The following is a 4,763-nucleotide window of genomic DNA, read 5'->3' as shown; positions in this document are numbered from 1 at the left end:
TACTAAATTCAATATAGTACTGTCAATTTTCCGACTATCGATTCATCACGATTTTTTTTAAAACTGCAAATCCTAATAATTTTTTAAATATTTCCCAATCCACATCATGTTCAAATTTATTTTTTAAAGTAGATAAATTTAACTTCTGATAGATTTCATCTTCAGATTTAATATTTAATAGATCTTGTATAGTTGAAATTAACTCGTAAGGTTCAATATGTTCTGGAAGATCTTTAGCTAACTGTAATAATATTAGTTCTAGTAGGGATAACTTACTAGATTGTATAAATAATTCATTAGTTTGGCTTCTAAGCATTTTAATCTTCATATACCTCATATGATAACAGTATTAAAACAGATATCTCCTCTGAATATCCTCATTTAATATACTGAGGTTAAGCCTCAATAAAATAAAGAGGGGATGTTCTATAAAAAGATCCATCCATTTAACATAATGGTGCTTATGCGAAATTTTTTAAAAATATAGTAAAATGAGGGCTTAAAACTCCCATTTTCGATTTCGCATAAAGTGTATTAAGAGAATAATGATATGCAAACAATAAAGATCTATGGATTAACATATCATTGGACTACTTATAAAACTTTAAACTTCAACGAAATACATGGATTAAATTTTGATAATGATGAGATTGAAGTTTTAGAAATTGAAAGTCCAGATTGTGATTTTCATATTATTATTCGTATAGATACACATGAATATCTAAGATTATCAGAAAACTATAATTGGTTTAGAAAAATCCTAAAACGTCCAAAATATCATTCTATTTATATTCATTATTTAATGAGTATGCTCATTCTCGGAACATATTTTTCTAAAAAATATCATATCAATCAAACAGGAATACGACTGTATCTTGCTCGACATAGGATTCGTCGTATTGGTGAGGGAGAAGTTGAAAATAAACATATTGAAAAGCTTATACAATTTATCAATAGTGACCGCTTTAAACCATACATAACAAATTCTAGTGGAACAGCTATTTTAAGAGAAGCATCTGAAAATGAAGTAATTCAAATGCCATCCATTTAACATAATGGTGCTTATACGAAATTTTCAAAAAATATAATAAAAATGGGAGCTTAAGACACCCATTTTCGATTTCGTATAAGGTGTATTATGTTAATTTTAGAAAAATTTAAGTATGTGGAAAATATATAAAGAAGAAAGTTCTGATCTTGGATTTGCTATTGGGTGTCTATTTTCAGAAGCAATTAATTTAAATGAGTTTAGGCAATGGGTTGAGCTTTGTATTAACGATTTAAATCAAGATGAAATACCACTTTATATGTTTGATCTTATAGATTTCGAAGACTCATTAGCGAAGATTCATTTAGTTATTGGATTTGTGCCAAGCTCTGGACTATCAAAAACAGAAAAAATAGCGTTAGAAGGCATTTCTTATCTAAGGGGAATAGATATTTTTGACCCTATTTCTACGCAAGAAAAATCCATTGAATACCTAAAGAACAACCCACATGTCTCAGAGAAATTTAAGCGCACTTTTCCTTTTATAAATTTTATTTAACATAATGGCTGTTATACGAAATGAAAAAACCTAGGCACCTGCCTAGGTCTTAAGTTTTAAAAAATAGATAAAAATCGGTGTAATAAACTCACTTTTAGCATTTCGTATAAGGTGTCTTATGTTAATTTTAGATAAAGTTATAAGTCTATAGATTAGCTTTAATACTGTTTTTACGTGCCTCTTCAATCAATTTAGTTTCATACCCTTTACCTTGCTCATACATATTGGCAAGAGTACAAAGTTCTTTCCTACTAATTTTTTTATCAGCCCCATACAATGCTAATGCATTAGCAATAGGTGGGATTTCATTAAATTTAACCATGACTCCATCTAATAAGTCATAACCTTCAAAATCAATTTCTTGATCAAAACTCTTTAAACCTGATTGTAGTTCACCATAATTCAGATCAAGAAATTGACCATAACAATTACCTTGTATTAAAGAAATTTTCGTTGGAATTGTCGGATCTTCATAAGGAGAAATAGATACCTTTTCTTCAATCAGACCTTGAAGATATAAATTATAGTAATAGTTTTTAAGTTCTGGATATGAATCAATATCATTAGGTATTAATTTTTTATAAGCAGAATTAGCTAATACTTCTTCTTTTTTATTCTTTTGCACTAAATATATAGCTGCCCCACCTACAATCACAGCTAATAAGGCTAGAATGGAAACTATCCATAAAACTACTTTTTTCCACTTCTTCACAAAAATACTCAATACTAATAAAAAACTAAATATATCAATAAAATAGATTTTTTTTAAGGTTTTCGATATTTTCATCTTGTTACTTAAATAAAATATCGCCGATTCAACTAAATCCCATTATTTAACATAATGGCGCTTATACGCAGCGAGGCCTATAGATCCTCGCTTTTTTGACTTCGCATAAGAGATTTTATATTAAGTAGTCTGATATAGGTTTTCATGTAGAGTTTTAATTGTTTGATGGTTTATAGACAAATTCCATTCCTCATCAAAAAATGAATCGAACTCAAAATTTGAAAATAGTTTTCTGGAGCTACCTCTTTTATCCTTCTGTTCTTCTTTCCATAGATCTATTTGAGGGCTTTTAATGAGTAAAATTTTATCAAAAATATAACCGAATCTAGCTCTATCAATGATAGAACCATTCTTTGTTATGCTAATAAGTATTTCTTGCAATAGTTCAGGGTCTTTTAGAAGGCTTGATTGGTAAATAGTTAATACATGGCTAATACCACCACAATATTGAGGGGTTCGAAGCATATCTAAATAAAGGTCTACTACATTTTGTACATGACATTGATTCCACCACTCACTTTCAACTAATTTTTTCTTATTAATAACAATAATTGTTTTTGTTGATCCAGCTTCTTCTAAAACATTCTGATGAGGATAGGGGTCTAAAATAGACTGAGTACTTAGAATTAAGCCATTTATTTCAATATATTCATTGGTAATAGAATCAGCAACATCAAACTTTTTAAATCTTTTTTTGATTTCTTTTAAACATAAGGTTTTCCAATCTTTTCGTGCAGGACAAGTAAGATAAATACCTGTTGTCTGAGTATTGCCAATACTATATAAGTTCATGGCTGTGAGGTGACTGAGAAAACCTAAAGGATATAAAGCACTAATGGCCATCTCTGAGGTAGGTTTACTGCCCTTTTTTATAAAATAAGTATATCCTCTAGTAGTATGGTTGAATCCAATTAGAAGTTTTTCATGAATGAGATAATCACATAATTTATAAAATACTTTATTAGAGAAATTTTTAGGTTTCTCAATAATTTCTCCTTTGAATTCTTCTTGAAACCATAGTTCTAAATATTTCAAAAACAATTGTTGTCTAGATATGACATCCAATTCATATTCTTCATTAATCCAGTTAGATATGATAATTTCAATTTTCACAAGTTTTCAATTAAAATAATATAAGTCCTTAGGACTTATATTATTTTAATTAGATATTGTCAAGTTTTTTTTGTTTTAAAATAACTGTATTTAAAACAATAATTTAACTTATATCAACTTAAAGGGGAATTTATGCTTTAAAGAATAATTCATACTTTAAGTATAAAATTATTCATACCAAATAAACGTATCCAAACTTTTTAAAGGCTATTGTAAATGATTGATTCATCTATTAATTTTCAATATATTCAAGAGGTTTGTATTATGAGCAATCAATATAAAAATATAACTCAAGAGAAAGTATTGAAAGAAAGAATTCCTTTGTCTAGTAAAGTTAATTTGACTAAGAAACAACTTAATAAAATTGGCTTAGATAGCTTACATGCATATGCAACAACTTCTCCTGAAGAGCATTTAGGAAAATTTCTCGACCTTTAATTCTTACAATAAGTTAGGCATTTCTATATACTTTTTATCTAATTAGACTAAAAGGAGTATGGAGATGTCTGTTTGATTATTACCCGTCGTAAAGTTTCTGTACATCCAAATTATTTTCGAGGATTAGATCAGAATAGTCCCGAATATCAATCGCTCTTAAATGTAGCGAAGGAATTTGCTGATTATTGGAGGCAAGGCCATCATCCAGATTTTGGAAGAGACAAGCCTATTGAGTATCCAGAAGCAGTAAAAGATGCTGGTCTCTGTAAAGTACACGTCTTAGTATTTCCTCTATCAAGAAAAGATCAAACTTTTTGGGACTCAAAAAACCGTTGTAGTTTAGGTCCATATTATAGAAGTCATTGTGACGGTTGTGATTCATTCCTTTTATATGCTGTTAGTGAAGAAGGAACAGCATTAGTTCTAGCTTTATATGATCAAGGTGGCCATGAATTACTATCTAAACCTTATCATGAGGCTTTAAGGGGGCTTGGGGAGCATGCTAAAGCTTACTTTAAGCATATTGGCGAACAGCCAGCATTAGAGCAAGATTTATTGAATTTCTTAAGAACTCCAACTTGTTAATTATGAATAATAAAAAAGCCCAACATCCTGTTGGGCTTTTTTACGTATTTGATGCTTTTGGTATAACTCCTGTCGTACCTTTAACATTTCCTTGTTCTTTCGTTTATTTTTATTGTCTGGAGCATCCTGCTCTCTATGTGTCCATAATAAGAAATCGTGCTGAATCCGTATATTGGCAAAATCCCTAAATCACTGTACGCCTAGGCGTACAACACACTTAAATTATCCCAAGATTTGTCCGCAGAAATTGGGGATAATTTAAGCAGTGGAGGAGTTGATAAATCACAACAATA

7 protein-coding genes are annotated in these 4,763 nt (G+C 29.5%); 4 read left to right on the top strand and 3 right to left on the bottom strand.

Features of this window, described 5'->3' with window-relative positions; all coding sequences use genetic code 11:
* Window positions 1-34: 34 nt before the first annotated feature.
* Entirely contained in the window at window positions 35-328 is a 294-nt protein-coding gene (locus tag FW754_RS16325) for a hypothetical protein (RefSeq protein WP_446325250.1), read from the bottom strand.
* Between the two features lie 222 nt (window positions 329-550).
* On the opposite strand from FW754_RS16325, the gene FW754_RS16320 reads away from it, so the two are divergent.
* Together FW754_RS16320 and FW754_RS16315 are read left to right on the top strand one after the other, a co-directional pair.
* Window positions 551-1,051, top strand: a complete 501-nt coding sequence (locus tag FW754_RS16320) for a hypothetical protein (RefSeq protein ID WP_446325249.1) — start codon at window positions 551-553, stop codon at window positions 1,049-1,051.
* Window positions 1,052-1,163: 112 nt separating this feature from the next.
* Entirely contained in the window at window positions 1,164-1,547 is a 384-nt protein-coding gene (locus FW754_RS16315) for a hypothetical protein (protein WP_446325248.1), read from the top strand.
* A gap of 145 nt (window positions 1,548-1,692) precedes the next feature.
* On the opposite strand, the gene FW754_RS16310 is transcribed toward FW754_RS16315, so the two are convergent.
* Both FW754_RS16310 and FW754_RS16305 read right to left on the bottom strand, forming a co-directional pair.
* A complete protein-coding gene (locus tag FW754_RS16310; protein WP_446325247.1) occupies window positions 1,693-2,259 on the bottom strand; it encodes a hypothetical protein in 567 nt (188 codons plus the stop codon).
* A gap of 195 nt (window positions 2,260-2,454) precedes the next feature.
* Window positions 2,455-3,447, bottom strand: coding sequence for a hypothetical protein (locus FW754_RS16305; protein WP_446325246.1), 993 nt, complete (start codon window positions 3,445-3,447; stop codon window positions 2,455-2,457).
* A gap of 216 nt (window positions 3,448-3,663) precedes the next feature.
* On the opposite strand from FW754_RS16305, the gene FW754_RS16300 reads away from it, so the two are divergent.
* Complete coding sequence (locus FW754_RS16300) at window positions 3,664-3,885, top strand: hypothetical protein (protein WP_446325245.1); 222 nt, start codon at window positions 3,664-3,666, stop codon at window positions 3,883-3,885.
* A gap of 72 nt (window positions 3,886-3,957) precedes the next feature.
* A complete protein-coding gene (locus FW754_RS16295; protein WP_446325244.1) occupies window positions 3,958-4,470 on the top strand; it encodes a hypothetical protein in 513 nt (170 codons plus the stop codon).
* The last annotated feature ends 293 nt before the right edge of the window (window positions 4,471-4,763 follow it).

The sequence above is a fragment of the Acinetobacter sp. 1207_04 genome (assembly GCF_052850415.1).
The sequence above is the reverse complement of the archived record's forward strand: the minus strand, read 5'-3'. Positions and strand labels throughout refer to the sequence as shown.